13 protein-coding genes are annotated in these 16,135 nt (G+C 57.8%); 11 read left to right on the plus strand and 2 right to left on the minus strand.

Translation table 11 applies throughout. The features are described from left to right. The 4 genes from FCN80_RS12115 to FCN80_RS12130 are packed head-to-tail and all read left to right on the plus strand — an operon-like array spanning position 1 to position 4,422. A complete protein-coding gene (locus FCN80_RS12115; RefSeq protein WP_306767875.1) occupies positions 1-1,188 on the plus strand; it encodes a M20 family metallopeptidase in 1,188 nt (395 codons plus the stop codon). Further along, positions 1,185-2,276, plus strand: coding sequence for a mandelate racemase/muconate lactonizing enzyme family protein (locus FCN80_RS12120; protein WP_136990417.1), 1,092 nt, complete (start codon positions 1,185-1,187; stop codon positions 2,274-2,276). The genes FCN80_RS12115 and FCN80_RS12120 overlap by 4 nt, the downstream gene beginning before the upstream one ends. Position 2,277: 1 nt before the next feature. Next, entirely contained in the window at positions 2,278-3,453 is a 1,176-nt protein-coding gene (locus FCN80_RS12125; RefSeq protein WP_136990418.1) for a M24 family metallopeptidase, read from the plus strand. Positions 3,454-3,498: 45 nt separating this feature from the next. Further along, the gene (locus tag FCN80_RS12130) at positions 3,499-4,422 is read left to right on the plus strand and encodes a dihydrodipicolinate synthase family protein (protein WP_136990419.1); all 924 of its coding nucleotides are present in this window, start codon (positions 3,499-3,501) and stop codon (positions 4,420-4,422) included. A 33-nt stretch (positions 4,423-4,455) separates the two neighbouring features. On the opposite strand, the gene FCN80_RS12135 is transcribed toward FCN80_RS12130, so the two are convergent. Further along, positions 4,456-5,661: a glutamine amidotransferase-related protein gene (locus FCN80_RS12135; protein ID WP_230492639.1), complete on the minus strand. Its 1,206-nt coding sequence runs from the start codon at positions 5,659-5,661 to the stop codon at positions 4,456-4,458. A 169-nt stretch (positions 5,662-5,830) separates the two neighbouring features. Between FCN80_RS12135 and FCN80_RS12140 the strand changes: the two genes are divergently transcribed. The 6 genes from FCN80_RS12140 to FCN80_RS12165 all read left to right on the plus strand — a co-directional run bounded on the left by FCN80_RS12140 (position 5,831) and on the right by FCN80_RS12165 (position 14,640). Continuing rightward, on the plus strand, positions 5,831-7,039 hold the full coding sequence (locus FCN80_RS12140) for a pyridoxal phosphate-dependent aminotransferase (protein WP_136990421.1): 1,209 nt from the start codon (positions 5,831-5,833) through the stop codon (positions 7,037-7,039). A 305-nt stretch (positions 7,040-7,344) separates the two neighbouring features. Next, entirely contained in the window at positions 7,345-8,907 is a 1,563-nt protein-coding gene (locus FCN80_RS12145; RefSeq protein ID WP_136990422.1) for an MFS transporter, read from the plus strand. Between the two features lie 75 nt (positions 8,908-8,982). Continuing rightward, positions 8,983-10,125 carry a beta-galactosidase BglB gene (gene bglB, locus FCN80_RS12150; protein ID WP_136990423.1) on the plus strand — a complete coding sequence of 381 codons (1,143 nt, stop codon included), beginning with the start codon at positions 8,983-8,985 and terminating at the stop codon, positions 10,123-10,125. A 459-nt stretch (positions 10,126-10,584) separates the two neighbouring features. Then, positions 10,585-11,016: a translesion error-prone DNA polymerase V autoproteolytic subunit gene (umuD, locus tag FCN80_RS12155; protein ID WP_136990424.1), complete on the plus strand. Its 432-nt coding sequence runs from the start codon at positions 10,585-10,587 to the stop codon at positions 11,014-11,016. Position 11,017: 1 nt separating this feature from the next. Next, complete coding sequence (gene umuC, locus FCN80_RS12160; protein ID WP_136990466.1) at positions 11,018-12,286, plus strand: translesion error-prone DNA polymerase V subunit UmuC; 1,269 nt, start codon at positions 11,018-11,020, stop codon at positions 12,284-12,286. Positions 12,287-12,792: 506 nt separating this feature from the next. Next, positions 12,793-14,640 (plus strand): DUF3413 domain-containing protein, encoded by a 1,848-nt coding sequence (locus FCN80_RS12165; protein WP_170975377.1) that lies wholly within the window; start codon positions 12,793-12,795, stop codon positions 14,638-14,640. A 183-nt stretch (positions 14,641-14,823) separates the two neighbouring features. Here FCN80_RS12165 and FCN80_RS12170 read toward each other — a convergent pair whose 3' ends face one another. Continuing rightward, a complete protein-coding gene (locus FCN80_RS12170; protein WP_136990426.1) occupies positions 14,824-15,519 on the minus strand; it encodes a hypothetical protein in 696 nt (231 codons plus the stop codon). A gap of 184 nt (positions 15,520-15,703) precedes the next feature. On the opposite strand from FCN80_RS12170, the gene FCN80_RS12175 reads away from it, so the two are divergent. Beyond that, positions 15,704-16,126 (plus strand): Rrf2 family transcriptional regulator, encoded by a 423-nt coding sequence (locus FCN80_RS12175; protein WP_136990427.1) that lies wholly within the window; start codon positions 15,704-15,706, stop codon positions 16,124-16,126. Positions 16,127-16,135 lie beyond the last annotated feature (9 nt).

Below are 16,135 nucleotides of genomic sequence, written 5' to 3' on the forward strand. Positions count from 1 at the left end.
TTGAAGAAAACCCTGTCTTGCGCCGAACCCGATATCGCTCGCATGAAGCGGGATCTTGCCGCCCTGGTGGCCATCAATACCGAAAATCCCCCCGGGCGGGAACGCGAAGCGGCGGAATTGATCGCAACGCTTTTGGGCGACGCCGGCTTCGATCTCAGTTACAGCGAGTACCAGCCGGGCCGCACCAATGTCATCGCGGTGCTTAACAATGGCGAAGGCCCTTGCTTCGCCTTTAATACCCATATTGATGTCGTCCCGGCCGGCGAAGGCTGGTCAAGCGATCCCTTCACCCTTACGGAACGGGACGGCCGGCTCTATGGCCGCGGCGCCTGTGACGCCAAAGGTCCGCTGGCGGCCATGCTGGAAGCCATGCGGATGCTGGCCGCGCAGCGCGAAACCTGGTCCGGCACCTTGATGGGCATATTCGTCGCCGATGAGGAATCGTCCAGCGAGGGCGCAAAATTCTTTGCGCGCGACACACCGCCGGCCATTGATTTCGCGGTGATTGGCGAACCCACCGCCAATGCCGCGTTCTCCGCCCATAAAGGCAGCTTGCGGCCCTGGGTGCGGGTGGAAGGCGTAACCGCCCATTCCGGTACGCCGGATTTGGGCGTTAACGCCATATATCGCGCCGCGGCCTTATTGACCATGATCGAAGAACAGCATCATAACAACGTGAAGCGCCGCTGCCATCCCCTGGTGGGATCGGCCACATTGACCGTAACCCGTATCCTGGGGGGCCATGCCGATAACGTCCTGCCCGGCGCCTGCGAGATGCTGCTCGATCGCCGTATGGTACCCGGCGAGGACGAGGCGGCGGTGAAACAGGAAATCGATGATTTGCTGGCCAAGGCCCAAGAACGTTACGGCGTGCGGGCAAGCGTCCTGCGCTATCAGCCCACCACCGGCGGCGCCACCGAAACCGACGCCGGCCAGGCCATTGTCCGGGCCGGTCTGGAAGCCTGCCGCGCCAACGGTCAACCGGAGCCGGGACCGTTCGGTTTCCAGGGCGGCTGCGACCTGGTGCATTTTCGCAGTCTTGGCGCCCAAGGTATCGTCATCGGCCCGGGCTCCCTGTCGGTCGCCCACAAACCGGATGAATACGTCCCCATTGATGAGTTTGTCGCCGCCAGCCGGATTTACCGGCAAGTGGCCTGCGCCATGCTGAAACGGGAGTATGCCCGATGAAAGGGAGGCTTTATCGCGCCGATTTGCATTATCGGGGAGTACAGTTGCACACCGCCTCGTCCGGCAGCGTACCCGCGCTGCAATCACTCTATCTATTACTGGATGACGGCCGTTACCGGGGCCTAGGCGAAGTCCGCGTGAACATCGGCTACTTGAACGGCCTGGACGCCCAACAAGTGCTCGGGGATGTCCGCGCGGCGTTGTCTTGCTGGGAGTGGTCTTTACCGGCGGAGGAACAACGGGCCCGGTCGGAAACCCTGTTGGCGCCCTATCTGCCCCCAACCCGGATGCTGCTGGATTCGGCCCTGCATGATCTGGCGGCCAGGCGCGCCGGGACCAGCGTGGCCGGCCTGCTCGGCGCTAACGACCCTGTTCCCGTCGCGGCGGCAACCAACCAGACATTGTTCCTTGGCGACATGGACACATTTATGCGACAGGCCGTTGATTATGTGGCCCGCGGATTCACCCAGCTTAAGGTCCGGATCGGCGCTGACGAATTTGATGAAGACATCCGGCGACTGACGGCGTTGCGCGAGCGCTTCGGCCATCGCGTCCAACTGGCCGCCGACGTCAACGGACAATGGGATCCGGATGAGGCGGCGGAGCATTTGCGGGCGCTGGCGCCTTTTGACTTGAATTACGTCGAACAACCCATCGGGCCGCAGTGGCCCGATCAGCTCGTCCGGCTGGCGGAACTCAGCACGGTTCCGCTCATGCTGGACGAAAGCGTGAGCAGCGAGGCCGATGTCGATCGGATCATCGCCCTGCGCGGTAAAGTATGGGCGCATCTCAAACTGGTCAAGCTCGGCGGCATTGCGCCAACCGTGCGCGCCGCGCGCCGGCTTCACAGCGCAGGCATCCCCTTTATGGTGGGACAAATGAATGAAGGCGCGGTGGCCACCGCCGCGGCCTTGCACGTCGCTTATCTCACCCGGCCGCGCTATGCCGAGCTCTACGGCGCCGACGGCATCGTCGACGACCCGGCCAGCGGCCTGATTTACCAACACGGGCGCGTCAGCTGTTTACCTACCGCCGGTCTGGGCATTGAATTCGATCCGGATCGGTCTGTTCTTCTTCAGGAGTTTTGACATGCAAAATGTGGGAAATATCGTGCAGGGCAGCCAGTCGGCCTTCGCGCCGCAAGAATACCGCGGCCGGGTACTGCGGGCGCGTCAGTCGCTGACCGATGCCGGCCTGGATGTGATGATCATTACCGGACCGGAGAATATCTTTTATCTTACCGGCCAGCAAACGCCGGGCTATTACACGTTTCAGGCCATGGTGCTACCAGTGGACGGCGAACCGGTGTTCGTTATCCGGCAACTGGAATACTTCAACTTTATCTCCAATACCTATATCAGCGACGCCGCCGTCTACCAGGACGGAGACAACCCGGTGGATTTCCTGCTGGAGGTGCTGCGCGGCCATGGTTGGCTCAACAGCCGGATCGGCATCGACAAACGCGGCTGGTTTCTGCCCATCGCCGTTTATGAGGCCCTGCAGGCCAAGCTGGGGGTGATTCACGATGCGGCGGGTATTGTCGAACGGCTGCGGGCGGTGAAATCACCGGCGGAAATTGAAAAAATGGCCCTGGCGGCCCGTTATGTGGATGCCGGCATGCGGGCCGGGCGCAACGCCATCGCCGCCGGCGCCACCGAGAACGATCTGGTGTCCGCCATGATGGGGTCGGCCATCGCCGCCGGTTCGGAGTATGTGGGTATGGAGCCATTGGTGTCCACCGGCCCGCGCAGCGGCGTACCGCACGGCACCTGGCGCCGTCGCCGCATGGAACAGGGCGATGCGGTTTTTTTGGAAATGTCCGCCACTCACGATCGCTACCATGCGGCCCTGATGCGTTCAGCCTGGCTGGGCAAACCGCCGGCCGTCGCGCTTGAGATGGAAAAGGTCTGCCAGGATGCCTTGCAGGCGGCCCTGGACGCCATCCGGCCCGGCGCCGCCTGCGAGGCGCCGCATATCGCCTGCCAGCGGGTCATCGATCGCGCGGGCTATACCGAGAATTTCAAAAAACGCACCGGCTATTCCATCGGTATCGCGTTCGCGCCGGACTGGGGCGAAGGCGCCATTCTCAGCCTGTACAGCGGCATTACCACCGAATTGCAGCCGGGTATGACATTTCATATTCCGCCGGCGCTGCGCATTTACGGCGAATTCACCGTAGGCGTCAGCGAAACCGTGGTGGTGACCCCCTCCGGCTATCGGGCCTTGGGCGCCACCGAACGTCCTTTGTTTCAAGTCGGCGCTTAACCCCGCCGACATCATCCCCTAGGGATCCAGTAAAGGAAAAGAGCAATGAAAGATTTGGCTGAAAGCCGTGAGCGCCTAAAGGGCATTTTCAACATTACCGTCACTCCGTTCAACGCCGACGGCGATATCGATTTTGACGGTCTGGGACGCAATGTGGAGCGGGTTATCGCCCTGGGATACGACGGTATTCTCATCGGCGGCACCTACGGCGAATTCCCCACGCTGTCGGCGCCAGAGCGGGCCGCTATCTTTCGCCGGGTCATGGATGTGGCGGGCGACAGGGTGCCGGTTATGTTGTGCAGCGCCGGTTCGGATCCACGGGTCGTCAGGGAACTGACGGCGCTGGCGGGCGATCTTGGCGGTCTGCCGATGGTCACGCCGCCCTTTGTCTCCGAGGTGATCGACGAGCATATCGCCGCGTTTTTCAAGCAGATGGCCCCCCTGTCACGCACCGGCATTCTGGTCTACAACGCTCCCGGCATCGGCATCACCCTATCCCCGGATATGCTGGAACGACTGGCGGATATCCCCGGAGTGGTGGGGATCAAACAAGGCGATTTGAACCCGACCGCCATCGATCGCATCGCCAACCGGCTGGCTGGCCGTCTGCGGCTATTTTGCGCCTCGGACCTGGCGTTTCTCGGCCCAATGATGTGCGGTTTTGACGGCATCAGCAGCACCAATAGCGGCGCATTGCCGGAACTGATCCTGGCGGCCTTTCGCGCGGTGGAACGCGGCGACGCCCATACCGCCCGTGACTTGCATCGCTTGTGGTATGGCTATCGAACACTGGCTCGCCGGCTCGGCCAGCCGCAACTGGTCAAAGCGGCCATGAACCTGCGCGGCTTTGATGGCGGCCGTGTCCGCTCGCCGCTTATGGATTTGGACGAAGCGGCGATTGCGGAGTTAAGAGAAGCGCTGGACCGCCTGGCATTGGACAGCCGCAGCGGCGTCGTACTGCCGCGCTGAAGGCGGCGGCGGGCCCCAAAACGCCCGCCGTACTCAGCGCGACGGGTTGGCGGCCGCCGACAGCCAGGCGACCAGCAGCGGATGCGCCGCGCCCTGGCGCGAACTCAGTTCCGGGTGTCCTTGAACGCCCAGGTAAAAGGGATGATCGGCCAGCTCGACGGCATCGGCGATGGCGCCGCCGGCATCGGTGGCGCTGACCGTCAACCCGCAGGCGGACAAACCCTCCAGCAGCTCGGGATTAAGTTGATAACGATGGTTATAGCGCAGGCGGTCATGCGTGGACAGGATGGCCGCCAATTGGCTGCCGGCGCGCAGACGCATGGCGTGTTCGCCCAGACGATGGGGGCCGTAGGGCCGGGGATGGCAAAGCGGCACGAAGGTTTTCACCGGGGCGTCCGGACAGGCTTCCGCCAGATTGGCGTCCCGCCAGCGCGGCGTTTGACGCAGCGCGGCGGTGGCCATGGTCTGCATGCCCAGGCACAAACCGAGCGTCGGCACCTTGTGTTGCAGGGCATGGCGGGCCGCCGCCAGTTGTCCGGGGACATTGCCCATATCCGATCCGCCGGGCAGCAGGATGCCATCCACGGCGGATAACTCGGCGGCCGGATCGCGGGGCAGGTTTTTAGGGGCGGCGAATAACACCTCCACGGCGATATTCAGCGCGTCGGCGGCATCGCCCAGCGCAGCCAACGTGGCGGGATACGCCTCGGTCTGATCTCGCCGGTCGCCAATCAAGGCGATGCGCACGGGCCGGCGGCCGGTTGCCATGGCAAAGACGTCGCGCCGCCAGCGGCTGAAAGCATCGGGCCGCCAGATATCGCCCATCAGGCGGCCATGGGTCTGATCTTCCAGGACCAGACCGTTTTGGCGCGCCACGGTCCGCCAGATACGGTAGGGCAACCCCTCGCGCGCCAGGCGGTCGGTCAAAAGCGGCAACGCTTTGCGCTGCGAAGGGCCGATTGGGATAACGCCATCGCCGCCGGCGGCCTGCTGAACGCAGGCGGTGATTGTCAGCGCCTGCCCGGGAGAGCGGCCGGCCAGGCGCTCCAGCCAGAGCAGTCCGCTGACCACCAGGCCGCCGGCGCGCAGTACGTGCTGGCAAGCATCGGGATAGCGGCCGATATCGTAGTCCGCCGCCAAATGAAACAGCGGCAGTCGCCGTTCCGCCGCGGCCGTGGCGGCCATGAGGCCGTAAAAGGCGGGCTCGGGCGTGTCATGCACGGCCAGGATTATTGTCATCACGGTATTCCTTATTGGGTCACTGGGATGAAACACGGCGCCAGGATCCAGCGCAATGATCGACGGGCTGACCGGACGTATCGCGGTTCGCGATCGGTCAAGCATAACAGTTTAAATTGAACTTTTTGAATCAAATAATACAATTCTAGGCCACTTAAAAGAGGAAAACATGTCTGAAGAACTTATCGCCCAGCGGATGAAACGGGTTCGACCTTCGCCGACCGCCGCGATTTCCGATACCGTTCGCGCCATGCAGCAACAGGGTATCGATGTGATCAACCTGGGCGAGGGCGAACTGGATTTTGACACTCCCGAACCGATTAAGCAGGCGGGTATCGATGCTATCCGGCGTGGTGAAACCAAATACACCGCGGTATCCGGTACCGTTGAGCTTAAGCAGGCCGTCATCGGTAAATTCCGCCGTGAAAACGACCTGGATTACCGTCCAGAGGAAGTGATTGCCGGTTCAGGCGCCAAGCAGCTGATATTCAATGCTTTTCTAGCGACGATTTCCCCAGGGGATGAGGTTATCATACCGGCGCCGTATTGGGTGTCCTACCCGGATATGGCGGCGCTGGCGGAAGGAGAAGCCCGCATCGTTCCCTGCGGCGAACAGTCGGGTTGGAAACTCAACGCCGCCGATCTGGCCAATGCCATCACGCCCCGAACCCGCTGGCTTATCCTGAATTCCCCCAACAATCCCACCGGGGCGGTGTATTCCCGCGCGCAACTCCGCGCCCTGGCCGAGGTACTGCTGAGCGCCCCGCAGGTGTTGATCCTGGCAGACGATATCTACGAGCACATACGCCACGACACTGACGATTTCGTCACCCTGGCGCAAGTGGAGCCACGGCTGCGCGCCAGGACGCTGACCGTCAATGGGCTGTCCAAAGGCTATTCCATGACCGGTTGGCGTATAGGCTACGCCGGCGGACCGGCCTGGCTTATCGCCGCCATGCAGGTTTTACAGTCACAAAGCACCTCTAATCCCAGCGCCATTTCCCAAGCCGCCGCCGTCGCCGCCTTATCCGCGCCGGCGACGTTTCATGCCGGTTGGCTAAAAACCCTGGCGGCCAGACGCGAGCGGGTTATGTCGTTGATAGCGCGGGTACCGGGCCTGAGCGCCGCCACACCACCGGGGGCGTTTTATGTGTTCGCCAACTGCGGTGGCCTGCTGGGCAAAACGACCCCGGCGGGGAACGTGCTCGCCAGCGACGGCGATGTTGCCCGCTACCTGGTGGAACACGCCCGGGTGGCCACCTTGCAGGGGGCGGCATTCGGGGCCTCACCCTACCTTCGCCTTGCCTATGCCATTGACGACCAACGGCTGGCGGAGGCTTGCGAGCGTATCCTGACCGCCTGTCTGGCGCTACGCTGAGCCCACGATCGCGGCAAATGGCGTTAGCGGCTCGCCACAGGCTGTTTACCGATAACGGCCGGTGATGGCTACCGGCCGCCTGTGGCATGATTTAATCAGGAATTTCATTTCTTTTTTTTTAAACCAATATTTTATATTTTGATATCGATCAGCATTTTCTTCGTTTTTCTGCCACAACAACGCGGAAGATGGCAAAAACAAGAAGGTGGCAGCAAGAATACCGCTCTATCGTGAATCATAGGATGTCAACCCGGGTACGGTTAAGAGCCGAACATTTCCAATGTATCAATGGCGGGTGAATAGCGATGAGCATCAGGAAAATACGTTTACATCATTATCTGGCCTATGGTTCGGGTGATTTTCTGGGCGCCGGCACCACTGCGCTGACTTCGGCCTGGCTACTCTATTTTTACACGACCTTTTGCGGGCTGACGGCGATAGAGGCGACATTTATCTTTTTCTCGGCTCGGGTGCTTGACGCGGTACTAAGTCCGTTAATGGGGTATTTAACGGATAATTTTGGCAAAACCTGGTTTGGCAAACATTTTGGCCGCCGCAAGTTTTTCATTTTATTAGGCATACCCTGTGTCTTCAGCTACAGTTTGATGTGGATGGGACACATGAATTTTGGCTATTACCTGATCACTTACCTGCTGTTCGATTCGGTATATACCATGATACTGGTGCCTTATGAGACACTGGTGCCGGAGATGACCGACGATTTCAGGGAAAAGGTCAAATTTTCCGGCGCGCGTATTGCCCTGGCGCAAACGTCCGCTATTCTCGCCGCGTTTCTACCCGGTATTTTGCTGGAACATTTCGGCAAAAATAACCCGTTGTCTTTCTTTTATGCCAGTTTGGTTTTTTCGATACTTTGCGCGCTGATGCTGCTATTTGTTTATCTCTTTACCTGGGAACGACCGGCGGAATCAAAACCCGCCGCCATGATCAAGCAGGCACAAGGAAAGCGGCAGATGACGTTATCGCAGAGTCTCAAACGGTTGGCCATCGAACTGACCTCGACACTCCGGATCCGTATCTTCCGCCAGCATTTGGGGCTTTACCTCGGTGGTTATATCGCCCAGGATATTTTCAACGCGGTCTTTACCTATTATGTGGTGTTTGTGCTGATGCAAAGCGCAACGGTTGCCTCCCAGTTGATGGGCATCATGTCGATTTTGCAGCTGGTGGCGGTGGTGTGCATGATACCGCTTTGCATCCGCCTCGGCCCCGCGCCGTCTTATCGGCTGGTGGTGATCTTATTCGGTATCGCGGCGCTGGCCTACGGCGCGTTGTATGCCTTGAGTCTTGACAACAATTACCTGCTGCTCGCCATAACTTCAGCGATCGCCGGGTTGGGCCGCGGCGGGATCAATTACGTGCCCTGGAATATCTATACCTATATCGCCGATGTGGATGAGGCCATCACGGCCCAACGCCGCGAAGGGGTTTTCGCCGGCATCATGACCCTGACCCGCAAAGCGTCCCAAGCCGGCGCGGTAATGTTGGTGGGGATCATATTACAACTGTCTGGCTTTATTTCCGGGCAGGCAAGCCAGGCATCCAGCGTGAAATTCACCTTGTTGGGCGTCCTTTGCGCCGGAACGGTCGTTATTTTGTGCGTCGGCTTTTTTATATCGTTGCGTTTCAAACTCAATTTGAAGACCCATCGCGTGTTGCAACAGGAGATACAGAAGATGCGCGTGGTTAATCGAATTGTTGCGGAGGATATCTCGCCGGAAAACCGGGCGGTTATGGAAATGCTGACCGGTATGGAATATGAATCACTGTGGGGAAATAATAATATCGGTTATCTCAATCGACAAAAGATTATCAGGGCAAAGGATTCGCAGTTGCGACATGTCTGAATGACGTGATTATTCTCGTCAGAGTGTGAAGTCAGATTTCGACGTATTCAGGGTAGATATCGGCCAGAGGAAAAAATGACCATTTACAGCGTAAAACACAGCGCGTTATTGCGGGCGCCGGAGCATTTTATCAGCAAAGAGGATCTCAATGCGCTTATCGGTAAACTTATCGAAAATCTGACCCATATCGAGGATACCACAGGCGAATTCCTGCTGCGGCTCGATGACGGGCGGGTTATCGATACCAAAGGCTGGGCGACGGGCTGGGAATGGACGCATGGCATCGGGTTATATGGTATCTATCAATATTATCGCCGGACCGGCGATAAAAAAATACGCGCGATTCTTGAAGAATGGTTCGCCCGCAGCCTGGCGAACGGCACGCCCACCAAGAACGTGAATACGGTGTGCCCGTTTCTTACCCTGGCCTGTCTCTATGAAGAAACGCCGCACTCCCCTTGGCTACCCTATCTGGAGCGTTGGGCCGAGTGGGTTATGTACGATATGCCGCGTACCGAACAACGGGGATTGCAACATATTGTCTATAATAACGAAAATCATCAGCAGCTTTGGGATGATACGTTGATGATGAGCGTTCTGCCGTTGGCAAAAATCGGCAAGCTGCTTAATCGGCCGGAATTTATTGCCGAAGCAGACTATCAATTTCTGTTACATGCCCAATACCTGATGGACAACAAAACCGGTTTGTGGTTTCACGGCTGGAATTTCAACGGCCGGCATAACTTTGCCCAGGCGCATTGGGCCAGGGGCAACAGCTGGCTAACCGTGGCGATTCCCGATTATATCGAGATGCTGGGTTTACCGGAGCAGAATGCCATCCGACGTTATTTGCTGCAAATTTTACAAAACCAGATCGACGCCTTGATGCGCTGTCAGGATAACGGCGGCTTGTGGCATACGTTACTGGATGATGATAGCACCTACCTCGAATCGTCGGCCACCGCCGGATTCGCCTACGGTATTTTGAAAGCCGTGCGAAAACGTTATATCGATAAAGCCTATCTCCCCGTGGCGTTAAACGCGGTGCGCGGTATTATCGATCATATCAATCCGGACGGCGAATTGACCCAAGTATCCTTCGGCACCGCCATGGGCGCCGATCTGGACTATTATCGCACCATTCCCCTGACCACGATGCCCTATGGCCAGGCCATGGCGATATTATGTTTATCCGAATTTCTAAATAATTATATCTGATAAAAAATGCCCAAAGAGTTTTTCTCCGGCAAATGCCACAAATTTGCCGGAGTTTTTTTTTATCCATTCAGCGCCGGCCCATTTTCCCCGCACCGGCTCTCGGCGGCCGGAGGTGACAGGGTGGTCATACGCCCGGGGACGGAGAGAGTCATTCCGTCACCCCTCAAGGCATGATATGGACGATGCGCGACAGGATCCCGACGAATGTATCACTCACCTGCCGCCGCGACGCGACTCGACGGATCGAGAGTAGGGAGTATAAACATGCAAATTGAATTATTAACATTGCTAATTAATTAGGGCGAGTCTGGTCCATCCGCAAGCAAGATTAGAAATTTTTTTATTCTTAATATTCAGCAAACTAATATATAGAGCGATAAAAACGGTTCGAACACCCCTTTTCAGAAAGATTAATTTATTTATACTGTATTTATAAACAGTATTAATGGGTTTGTCTTAATGAAAATCATTGCCGGCTTCTCTCTTGGCGGCGAAATGCCGCCGGTTCTTTCACTGCCATTGTTCGCCGACCCATGTCGGGCCGGTTTTCCTTCGCCGGCGCAGGATTATGTCGAGCGCACCCTCGATTTGAACGAATATTGCATCCGCCACCCCAGCGCCACCTATTTTGTCCGCGCCAGTGGCGAGTCCATGATTGACGCAGGGATCAATGACGGCGATTTGCTGGTGGTCGATCGCGACGAAACGCCGGGCCATGGGGATATCGTCATCGCCGCGGTGGAAGGCGAGTTCACCGTCAAGCGTTTATGTCTCAAGCCCCGACTGGCCCTGCAACCGATGAACCCGGCTTTCCCGGTGATCTACCCCCCGCCGGACAGTCTGGATATTTTCGGCGTCGTATTGTATGCCGTGCACAATACCCGGCGCTAGCATGTTCGCCCTGGCGGACGTGAACAGTTTCTATGCCTCCTGTGAGACGGTATTCCGTCCCGATCTCCGGGGTGTGCCGGTGGTCGTGCTCAGTAACAATGACGGATGCGTCATTGCCCGTTCCCGCGAGGCCAAGCAGTTGGGCATCAAAATGGGTCTGCCCTACTTTCGCCTGGGCGAACTGATGCGTCGACAGCGAATAGCGGTTTTCTCGTCCAATTACGCCCTCTATGCCGATATGTCGGCGCGGGTCATGTCCATCCTGGAGTCGTTGGCGCCGCGCACGGAAATCTATTCAATCGATGAGGCCTGGATGGACGTGACCGGCATCAACGCCAGCGTGCCATACGAGATATTCGGCCGCCAGGTGCGGACCGCGGTTCAAAGAGCCACCGGCCTGACCGTGGGCGTCGGTATCGCCGGAACAAAAACCCTGGCAAAGCTTTGCAATCACGCGGCCAAACAATGGCCGGCCACCGGCGGCGTCGTGGCGCTAAACGACCCGGCGCGGCTGCGCAAACTCATGTCACTGATACCGGCGGAAGACGTCTGGGGCGTTGGCCGCCGCATCGCCCGCCGACTGGATGCCATGGGGATCCGTACCGCTTTGCAATTGGCCGATGCCAATACGGCGTTTATCCGCAAAACGTTCAACGTCGTGCTGGAGCGCACCGTGCGCGAATTGCGCGGTGAATCCTGTATCGCGCTGGAGGAATTGGCGCCGGCCAAACAGCAGATCGTTTGCAGCCGTTCATTCGGCGGCCGGGTCACCGCGCTTGAGGATATGCGCCAGGCGCTGTGCCGCTATGCGGAGCGCGCGGCGGAAAAATTACGTCAGGAAAAGCGTTACTGCCGCCAGATTGCGGTTTTTATCCGTTCTTCCCCCTATGCCGTCGACGAGCCCTATTACGCCAACGCGACCAGCGAACAGTTGCTGACCGCCACACAGGATACCCGGGATATCATCGCCGCCGCGCAGCGCGGCCTGACGCGTATTTGGAAAGAGGGTCCCCGCTACGCCAAGGCCGGCGTCATGCTCAATGACTTCGCCCCCAACCGGCAAGCGCAATTGGCGCTGTTCGACACCCACCCACCCCGACCGGCCAGCGGGGAGCTAATGGCTGTGCTGGATAGCATCAACCAGAACGGTATCGGGCGCATCTGGTTCGCCGGCCAGGGTATCGCCCCCGCCTGGACCATGCGACGGGATATGCTGTCGCCGGCTTATACCACCCGCTGGCGGGAACTGCCTGTGGCGCGGCTTCGCTAGGCCGTCGCCGCGGGCGGCCGATTAGCCATCTTGAAGCGATATCTGGTTACAATGTGTGGAAATACTTAAAAAACAATGGACTATTGTAGTCCAGCCGATTTTGCGCCGCCCGTTTCCCCCAGCCGATCAGCCGAAAATCCACCCTATTCGATCGTTATTTCCCGCGCTCCCCGGTCGCGGCGTACCGCCGCCAGGATCCGCCCGGGCGGGAGATTACCAATGCATTATTTTATTTTTTCATTAAATAACAATGAATTAAATTTATCACTGCCTATTTTACGCCCCACCCTCTCCCGCGCGGTATTCCCCATCGGCCATCACGGACTCCCATAAAAAATTCAGGCAAGTATTAACCAACATGAATTTTTCATGAAGTGTTGAGTCTCTTTTTCGCTAGGATACGTAACAGTTTTTTACCAATGAGGAGAAGCGGAAACCGATTTTGGGTGTTAAATCTTTGCGCTCGTTTTGACATGTTATCGCCCAACCGCAGGATTGCTGAAAATATGACCGGACTACGTATTCCCCATTCTCTTAGGCCCAACCTCAAATGGGCCAGCGTATTCTGGTTGCTTAATGCTTTTTTGCTGACCGCCATCGCTTTTCGTTTCTGGCAGTGGATTAACCTTCCGCGCGGCGATATTCGCGCATTGCTGTACCTGCTGACGACCCAATACGGTCTGTTCGGCGCGTTCTGCCTGCTGGCTCTGGTTATCCAATGCGTAGTGTGTTTCCTGCCGCGCCGGTTGTTTTGCGCTATCGGCATCCTACTGGGATTTTTCCTGAGCGCCCTATTGTCGGCGGATACGCTGGTCTATGCCCAGTACCGTTTTCATATCAACGGCGTGGTGCTGGAAATGCTTTTTCAAGGGCGGGATATTATCGATTTGTCATGGTACACCTGGCTGGTGGGCGGTTGTATTGGCCTGGCGTTGCTGGCTGTGCAGTGCCTTTTCAGTTTAATGGCGGGGGGCGTGCCCGCCATCGCCCGCTTGCGTAAGCCGGCCTACGCGCTAATGGCGGTAAGCATCGTGATAAGCCAAGGCATGCACGTCTGGGATGATGCCAATTACCGTACCCTCATTCCCAGCTATACCCGCGCATTTCCACTCTATTATCCGTTGACGGCCAAGGGCCGCCTGATGCGGTGGGGCCTGGTGGACCCCACGCTGGCCCGCAGCCGGGAAAACAACTTACATATGGCCGATTCGAAAACCCTGCATTACCCTTTACAAGCCATCCAATATCAGAAACCGGCACGTCAGCTCAATGTTCTGTTTATTCTCATTGATGCCTGGCGCTATGATGACGCCAATCCACTGGTGACGCCCAATGTCAGTCGTTTTGCCCAGCATGCCCTGCGCTTTCATCAGCATCGCAGCGGCGGCAACGCCACCGAACCGGGTATTTTCAGCCTGTTTTACAGTCTGCCGGATACCTATTGGCTATCGGTGCGCAATAGCGGGCAACGGCCTGTACTGATGCAAACCCTGGCGGACCAAGGCTATCAATTTGCCATTCACGGTTCCGCCAATCTTAATCATCCCCCCTTCGACCGCACGGTATTCGCGCAGATCCCCCATCTGGTGATCAGCAACAATGCCCGGACGCCCGCGCTGCGGGACAAGCAGATTACCGATGAATTTAACCAGTTCATCGACCAGCGCGACCCCGCGCGCCCTTTTTTCGGTTTTCTGTTTTATGACGCCGCCCATGGCTACGACCTGCCGCCCAATCCGGTCACACCGTTCAAGCCTTACTGGCAGCGGGTGGACCACATTAAACTGAACAATGATTTCGATCCCACGCCATACCATAATCTGTATCGCAACGCGCTATACTATGACGACGGTTTGATAGGCCAGGTCTTAAACAAACTGCATCAGGCCGGACTGGATGATAATACCATTGTGATCATCACCTCCGATCACGGCGAGGAATTCAACGATCACAAGAAGAATTACTGGGGACACGGCAGCAACTACAGCGATGTGCAAATCCATGTTCCCATGTTTATACGCCTGCCCGACGGACAAAGCGGCGACATCGACCGGCGCACCACGCATTTCGATGTGGTACCGACGCTGATGACGACAGTTGCGGGGGTAACGACGCCGGCCGATGACTACAGCGTGGGACAGAGTATGTTGAACCCCACCCACCCGGAGCGGCAGGATATGATTGTCGGCAGCTATTATAACTACGCGGTGGTTTCGCCGGAACTTATCAACGTGGTCTATCCCGGCGGGATCTTCGAAACACTCACGCCGGACCTGAAACCCACCAAACATCGAATGCTGCAAGGGAAACGGCTGAGAAATATCATCAACCTGATGTCGCGCTTTAATCGTTAAGCGCGGTATCCGCTTCGACGGGGTACCGCGAGGCCGCCAACGTACCTGCCCGACCCGGCCTTGCCGGTCTTTTACGAAGATGGCCGCTCGGCCGGTAATGAATTCGTCCGGCAATCCCGTCCCATAACGTTGACATTGCCGGCGATCGCGGGAGCGGCATTACCGGCGAAAACATCGTGTCAATCAGGCGTGACCGGCCCTTTTCTTTAGCGCGGCCTGAAGCTCCAGCATCACATTGCCGTATTTTTTGTCGCCCTCGCTCAGTTGCCTGACGTTGGCCTTGGCGGCGTAATGGCGCTTGAATTCGGCTTTCGCTTCCTCCAGCGTGGCGCCGGACACTTTGTCCCAAGCCCCTATCTTACCCAGCTCGGGCATGCTCTGCGATTTGGTCTTCGACAAAGCCGCGGCGGTGAACGAAGGCATTGGCGGCGGCGGCGGTACCGCTCCGGCGGATTGCTGGGATTTGGCCTTGGTCCGGGGCAGCGTCGCCGACAGGCGATGGGATGGGAGCATCGTTTTATCGCCCGAGCCGGCAAGATGCTGACGGGACTGGGCACGGGGCAGCGTCGCGGACTCTCCGCAAGCCGTCGGCGTTTTCTTCCACGGCGGCGGGTTGTCTTTTTTCACCCGTTTGAGCGTATTGCAAAAGTCGGTGAAGGCCTCTTGCGACATTTGCGTCCGCATTTTGTCGAGAATGTTGCCCGACCTGGCGACCGAATTGTCGCGATTGTCCTTCACAAGCGGCGCAACCCGCGTATCAAGACGGACGCCGGCCAGCTTTCCCGGCAAGTTACCGCATGCCTTGGACGCCGACCGGACGTCGGGATTAGAGAAGAAAGCGATTTTTTGCGCGATAGCGGATGAGGCTATATAGGTCATTGTTCCCTCGGTTTTTTCAATGAATTTCCGGCTCAATATGATCGGGCAACAAGGTATTTATAGCTTTCATATTTCGCTTTTCCACCGGCGCGCGGAGATCACCCCCTGGCCGTTTTCATCTAGGCGATGGCCGCCCTTGACGGTATACTGTTAGATTGTCCCCACCAGACTGTCAGGAGGGCTTATGAAGCTCACTCGCTACACCGATTACGCACTCAGGGTAATCATTTACCTCGGTTCGCGTGATGACGGTCTGTCTTCCATCGCCGAAATCTCAGCGCTTTACGCTATCTCGCGCAATAATTTAATGAAAGTGGTACAGGATTTGGCGCATCTGGGCTATATCGAAGCCATCCGCGGCCGCAGCGGCGGTATCCGTCTGGGCCGCCGGCCGCAGGATATCAACCTGGGCACGCTTGTTCGCCACACCGAAAAGCATATCCACCTGGTGGATTGCAACCAGTGCGTCATATCGCCCGCCTGCGGCTTGCCCGGCGTGCTGGACGAAGCCACCCGGGCCTTTTTCGCTGTGCTGGACAAATATACCCTGGCGGATTTACTGTTGCAGCGCCACCATTTCAAGGAATTGATGATCTTTTCCGAATAGCGCGCCCGC

This window comes from Martelella alba, assembly GCF_005217455.1.
In the GTDB taxonomy this organism is placed as follows: Bacteria; Pseudomonadota; Gammaproteobacteria; order Enterobacterales; family Enterobacteriaceae; genus Acerihabitans.

Excerpts from the sequence above, each read along its gene's own strand:
- FCN80_RS12145 (WP_136990422.1), top strand. The coding sequence starts at position 7,345 with ATGAGCATCAGGAAAATACGTTTACATCATTATCTGGCCTATGGTTCG.
- umuC (WP_136990466.1), top strand. The coding sequence starts at position 11,018 with ATGTTCGCCCTGGCGGACGTGAACAGTTTCTATGCCTCCTGTGAGACG.
- FCN80_RS12125 (WP_136990418.1), top strand. The coding sequence starts at position 2,278 with ATGCAAAATGTGGGAAATATCGTGCAGGGCAGCCAGTCGGCCTTCGCG.
- FCN80_RS12170 (WP_136990426.1), bottom strand. The coding sequence starts at position 15,519 with ATGACCTATATAGCCTCATCCGCTATCGCGCAAAAAATCGCTTTCTTC.
- FCN80_RS12135 (WP_230492639.1), bottom strand. The coding sequence starts at position 5,661 with ATGACAATAATCCTGGCCGTGCATGACACGCCCGAGCCCGCCTTTTAC.
- FCN80_RS12120 (WP_136990417.1), top strand. The coding sequence starts at position 1,185 with ATGAAAGGGAGGCTTTATCGCGCCGATTTGCATTATCGGGGAGTACAG.
- FCN80_RS12130 (WP_136990419.1), top strand. The coding sequence starts at position 3,499 with ATGAAAGATTTGGCTGAAAGCCGTGAGCGCCTAAAGGGCATTTTCAAC.
- FCN80_RS12175 (WP_136990427.1), top strand. The coding sequence starts at position 15,704 with ATGAAGCTCACTCGCTACACCGATTACGCACTCAGGGTAATCATTTAC.
- umuD (WP_136990424.1), top strand. The coding sequence starts at position 10,585 with ATGAAAATCATTGCCGGCTTCTCTCTTGGCGGCGAAATGCCGCCGGTT.
- bglB (WP_136990423.1), top strand. The coding sequence starts at position 8,983 with ATGACCATTTACAGCGTAAAACACAGCGCGTTATTGCGGGCGCCGGAG.
- FCN80_RS12165 (WP_170975377.1), top strand. The coding sequence starts at position 12,793 with ATGACCGGACTACGTATTCCCCATTCTCTTAGGCCCAACCTCAAATGG.
- FCN80_RS12140 (WP_136990421.1), top strand. The coding sequence starts at position 5,831 with ATGTCTGAAGAACTTATCGCCCAGCGGATGAAACGGGTTCGACCTTCG.